Source organism: Spirillospora sp. NPDC046719 (genome assembly GCF_040645715.1).
GTDB lineage: Bacteria > Actinomycetota > Actinomycetes > Streptosporangiales > Streptosporangiaceae > Spirillospora.
Genome location: NZ_JBEYYT010000587.1, coordinates 1 through 4,800 on the forward strand (window position 1 = coordinate 1; position 4,800 = coordinate 4,800).

The following is a 4,800-nucleotide window of genomic DNA, read 5'->3' on the forward strand; positions in this document are numbered from 1 at the left end:
GGGCCCCCCCCCCCCCCGGCCCCCCCCCCCCCAATTCTGTCCACGCGCGGGCGGGGGGGGGCTGGGGTTGCCCCCCCCCCCCCGTCCTCAAGCCCCGGCCGTCGACGGCCTCAGTGCAATCAGTGGAAGAAGTGCCGCGTCCCGGTGAAGTACATCGTGATGCCGGCCTTCTTCGCGGTCTCGATCGCCAGCTCGTCGCGGATCGAGCCGCCCGGCTGGACGACGGCCTTGACGCCGGCCTCGACCAGCACCTCCAGGCCGTCCGGGAACGGGAAGAACGCGTCCGACGCGGCGACCGAGCCGCGCGCCCGCTCCTCGCCCGCGCGGGCGACCGCGAGGCGGGCGGAGTCGACCCGGTTGACCTGCCCCATGCCGACGCCGACGGTGGCGCCGCCGGACGCCAGCAGGATCGCGTTGGACTTGACGGCGCGGACGGCCCGCCACGCGAACGCCAGGTCGCGGAGGGTGTCCTCGTCGGCGGCGTCGCCGCAGGCGAGCTCCCAGCCGGACGGGTCGTCGCCGGGCGCGTCGACCCGGTCGACGGTCTGCACGAGAAGGCCGCCGTCGATCCGCCGCGACTCGGTGGCGCCGCCGGGGGCGTCCGGGCAGATCAGCAGCCGGGTGTTCTTGAACCGGTTCGTCAGCACGGTCACGGCCTCGTCCTCGAAGGACGGGGCGACGACGACCTCGGCGAAGCTCCCGGTGATCTGCTCCGCCATCGCGGCGGTGACCGGCCGGTTCGCGGCGATCACGCCGCCGTAGGCGGACGCGGGGTCGCATTCGAGGGCCAGCCGGTGCGCCTCGGCGATGTCGGCGCCGACCGCGATGCCGCACGGGTTGGCGTGCTTGATGATCGCGACGCAGGGGTCGGTGAAGTCGTAGGCGGCGCGGCGGGCGGCGTCGGTGTCCACGTAGTTGTTGTAGGACATCTCCTTGCCGTAGATCTGCTCGGCGCCCGCGAGGCCCGTCTCGCCCGGCACCCGGTACAGGGCGGCGCGCTGGTGCGGGTTCTCGCCGTACCGCAGGGCGTTCGACCGCTCCCAGGTGGCGCCGATGAAGTCCGGCCACCGCGTCTCGGCGGCCTGCTCGTCGGGCGCGTACTCGCTCGCGAACCAGGACGCCACGGCGACGTCGTAGGACGCGGTGTGCTTGTAGGCGAGGGCGGCGAGGCGGCGCCGCTGCTCCAGCGTGAAGCCGCCCTCCTTCACCGCGTCGAGGACGTCCCCGTACGCGGACGGGTCGACGACGACGGCGACGGACGCGTGGTTCTTCGCGGCGGCGCGGACCATCGTCGGGCCGCCGATGTCGATCTGCTCGACGCACTCGTCGGGCCCGGCGCCGGACGCGACGGTCGCGGCGAACGGGTACAGGTTCACCACGGCCAGGTCGAACGGCTCGACGTGCAGGTCGTCGAGCTGCTGGAGGTGGTCGTCCTTGCGCCGGTCGGCGAGCAGCCCGGCGTGCACCTTCGGGTGCAGGGTCTTGACCCGGCCGTCCAGGCACTCGGGGAACCCGGTGAGCTTCTCCACCTTCATCACCGGCACCCCGGCGGCGGAGATCCGGCCCGCCGTCGACCCGGTGGAGACGATCTCCACCCCGGCCTCGTGCAGGCCCCGGGCGAGCTCCTCCAGCCCGGTCTTGTCGTACACGCTGATCAGTGCGCGCTTGATCGCCACCCGACTCACCGGCCGAGCTCCCCTCGTTCCGTCTGACCTGGACTGCCGGACGGTCCGCCGTCCGGCGCGGCGCCGCCGGTCGGGCCGTCGCCGCAGGTTCTGCATTTCATCGAGACCCGCCGGCCCCGCGTGGTCCAGCCGTCGCGGGCCAGCCGTCCGACGACGTCGACCAGGAGCCGGCGCTCCACCTGCTTGATGCGCTCGTGCAGGGAGTCCTCGTCGTCATGCCAGCCCACGGGGACGGTCTCCTGGGCGATGACGGGTCCGGTGTCCACGCCTTCGTCGACGAAGTGAACCGTACAGCCCGTGACCTTCACCCCGTACGCCAGGGCGTCCCGTACGGCGTGCGCGCCGGGGAACGAGGGCAGCAGCGCGGGGTGGGTGTTGACGATCCGGCCGCCGAACCGGGCGAGGACCTCCGGGCCGAGGATCTTCATGAACCCGGCGGACACCACCAGATCGGGTTCGTGCTCGGCGATGGCGGCGGCGAGCGCCGCGTCCCACTCGGCGCGGGACGGGAAGTCGGGGATGCGGAGGGTGAACGCGGGAAGCCCGGCGCGCTCGGCGCGCTCGGTCCCGCCGATCCCTTCGCGGTCGGCGCCCACGGCCACCACTTTCGCCCCGTAGGCTGGGTCTGCGCAGGCGTCGAGCAGCGCTTGTAGGTTGGTCCCCGCGCCGGAGACGAGGACGACGAGCCGGGCGGACACCATGACTCCCTTGTGGACGGTGGGGTTGTCGGCAATCGGCATGAAGCCTATCGGCCCTGTTCGGCGCGGTTGAATCCACGGTTGGGAGGAGCGGACGTGAGCGAGCAGCCGGGAGGCCCGGCCCATCCCGTCGAGCAGGGGCGGGATCCGTCGGGACCGCCCCCGGGCCCCGGCCCGGGCTCTCCCCTGGGTCCTCCGCCCGGGCAGCGGCCGGTGGAGCGGACCGGCAAGCGGGCCCTGTGGCTCGGCGTCGTCGCCCTGGTGACCTCGGTGTTCTTCTACCCGCTGGGGCTGGTGCTGGGCGTCGCCTCGCTGGTGATCGGGATCCGGGCGCGGCGGCGGGCGCGGACGGCGCGCGCGACCGCGCCGGGCGCCGTGCCGGGCATCGTGCTCGGCGCGGTCGGGCTGGCGTTCTCGACGATGTCGGTGGCGCTGACGGTGTTCCTGTGGTCGGAGCTGAGCGGCTACCAGGAGTGCATCGGCGCGGCGAACACCGGCACCGACAAGACCGCCTGCAAGCACGAGTACTACCCGAAGATCGAGAAGAAGCTCGACCTGCCCGCGGGCAGCATGGACAAGTACGGCGACCTGCTCTGACCCGCCTCTGACCCGCCCGTCCGGCTACGGCGGCGGGCTTGGTCGCGGGGTCCGGTCACGGCGCGGGGCTCGGTCGCGGCGGGGGGCTCAGTCGCGGCGCGGGGGGCGGTCGCGGCGCGGCTCCTCGCGCAGGACGTAGATCGCGCCGCCGCGGTTCTCGGTGCGCTCCGGGTCCTCGCGCGGCGGCGGGACGGGCTCCGGCTCCGGCTCGGGGTCCTCGACGATGTGGCCTTCGAGGACGACCTTGCCGTCCCGCTCGTCCGGCTCGGGCTCCCCCGGCACGGGCGCCGGCTCCGGCTCCGGATCGTGCGGGACGGGCTCGTCCGCGATCAGCTCGGGCAGCGGGTCCGCGGCGCGGCCGCGGCCGCGCGGCCGGCGCGGCGCCAGCACCGGCTCGGCCTCCTCGAACTCCAGCGGGTCCGGCGCGTAGGGCGAGGGGCGGGAGGCGGGCGGCTCCTCGGGCGCCGGCCGGGGCTCGTCGAGGACGGGCGCGGGCAGCGGCACCGCCGCCTCCGGCAGCGGGGCCGGGGACGGCTTCGCCGCGGGCCGCCGCGCCTTGCTCTTCTTCTTCGGCTTGCGGGGACGGGCGGGCGCGTCGTCCTCCTCCGGCCGCCGCATGAGCCGCCAGTTCGCGACCCACGCCGCGAGCGCCGCGGAGATCCCGACCTCCAGCGCCGCCAGCAGCCCCACCTGCCAGGCCGACGGCCCGACCGTCGCCATCCGCCCGCCGCCGAGCGGGCCGCCCGACAGCGCCGCCAGCAGCGCGACGACGGCGCCGGTCAGGGTCCCGGACACGAAGCCCCACAGCGGCGCGCCCTCCGACGTCGCGCTCGGCATCGTCCGGATCGTCAGCACCCCGCCCACCGCGCCCGCGACGAACGGCGCCGCGAGCGCCAGCAGCGACACCGCGGGCGCGGGCCCCGGCTCGGGCAGCGCGGCGAGCGGCGGGAACGCGGGGACCGTGTCCAAGAACACACCGGTGGGCGACACGCTCGTCCCGGCGCCGACCGCGAACCCGGGGCCGACCGCGTACGCGATCCCCCAGATCACCGCGTTCGGCAGGAACGCCAACTCCACCAGCAGCAGCAGGACGCCGCCGACGATGCCGGGCGCGAGCAGGTCGTACACCCGGTCGGACTCGGAGACGTGCAGCGCCAGGGACCCGCCGACCAGGACGGCGCCCGCCGCCGCCAGCACCGCGACCGACCCGGCGACCCCGATCACCAGCGACCGCGGGCGGTCCGGCAGCAGCCGCAGCAGCGCGCCCAGCCCGGACCGGACGCGCCGCCCGCGCGCCTCCGCCGCGACCTGCGCGGCGACCACGGCCCGCGCGGCGCCCAGCCCGCCCGCGATGACGGCGACGAGGAGGCAGCCGAGCAGCGCCTGCCACGCCGATGGGTGCACCTCCGGCGCCGACACCGCGAGCGCCATCAGCATCGCCAGCAGCGCGTACGGGACGGCCAGCGCCGCCGCCACCCGCACCACGGCGACCCGCGGCCGCGGCGGCAGCCCGAGCCCCCGGATCATCCACGCGCCGCCCCGGTACAGCAGCGCGCCGGGCAGCACCAGCACGCCCAGCGGCAGCAGCCCGACCCGGCCGTGCCCGTAGGAGAACCCCGCGTGGTGGGAGACGAGCCAGAAGTTCACGGCCGTGCGGAACACCCCGGACAGCCCGTGCCCGAGCGCGGTCTTCGGCGCCGCGACCCAGCCGAGCAGCGTCACGGTCGTCAGCACGGTGAGCCCGATCCCGACGCACCACAGCGACGCCACGAGGCCCGTCACGTACAGCGGGCGGCCGTTGCCGGGCGGCGGCGCGGGGC

Annotated in this window: 4 protein-coding genes; 1 reads left to right on the forward strand and 3 read right to left on the reverse strand. The window is 75.6% G+C overall.

Going from position 1 to position 4,800, the window contains the following annotated elements; genetic code table 11:
- Positions 1 to 119: 119 nt before the first annotated feature.
- Together purH and purN are read right to left on the reverse strand one after the other, a co-directional pair.
- A complete protein-coding gene (gene purH, locus ABZ914_RS46615) occupies positions 120 to 1,685 on the reverse strand; it encodes a bifunctional phosphoribosylaminoimidazolecarboxamide formyltransferase/IMP cyclohydrolase (protein WP_347257157.1) in 1,566 nt (521 codons plus the stop codon).
- Entirely contained in the window at positions 1,682 to 2,386 is a 705-nt protein-coding gene (purN, locus tag ABZ914_RS46620; RefSeq protein WP_194737801.1) for a phosphoribosylglycinamide formyltransferase, read from the reverse strand. The genes purH and purN overlap by 4 nt, the downstream gene beginning before the upstream one ends.
- Before the next feature lie 93 nt (positions 2,387 to 2,479).
- Here purN and ABZ914_RS46625 point away from each other — a divergent pair, with 93 nt between their 5' ends.
- Entirely contained in the window at positions 2,480 to 2,980 is a 501-nt protein-coding gene (locus tag ABZ914_RS46625; protein ID WP_500201081.1) for a hypothetical protein, read from the forward strand.
- Positions 2,981 to 3,067: 87 nt separating this feature from the next.
- Here ABZ914_RS46625 and ABZ914_RS46630 read toward each other — a convergent pair.
- A partial coding sequence (locus tag ABZ914_RS46630; protein ID WP_500201082.1) for a cell division protein PerM occupies positions 3,068 to 4,800 on the reverse strand: 1,733 nt, incomplete at its 5' end.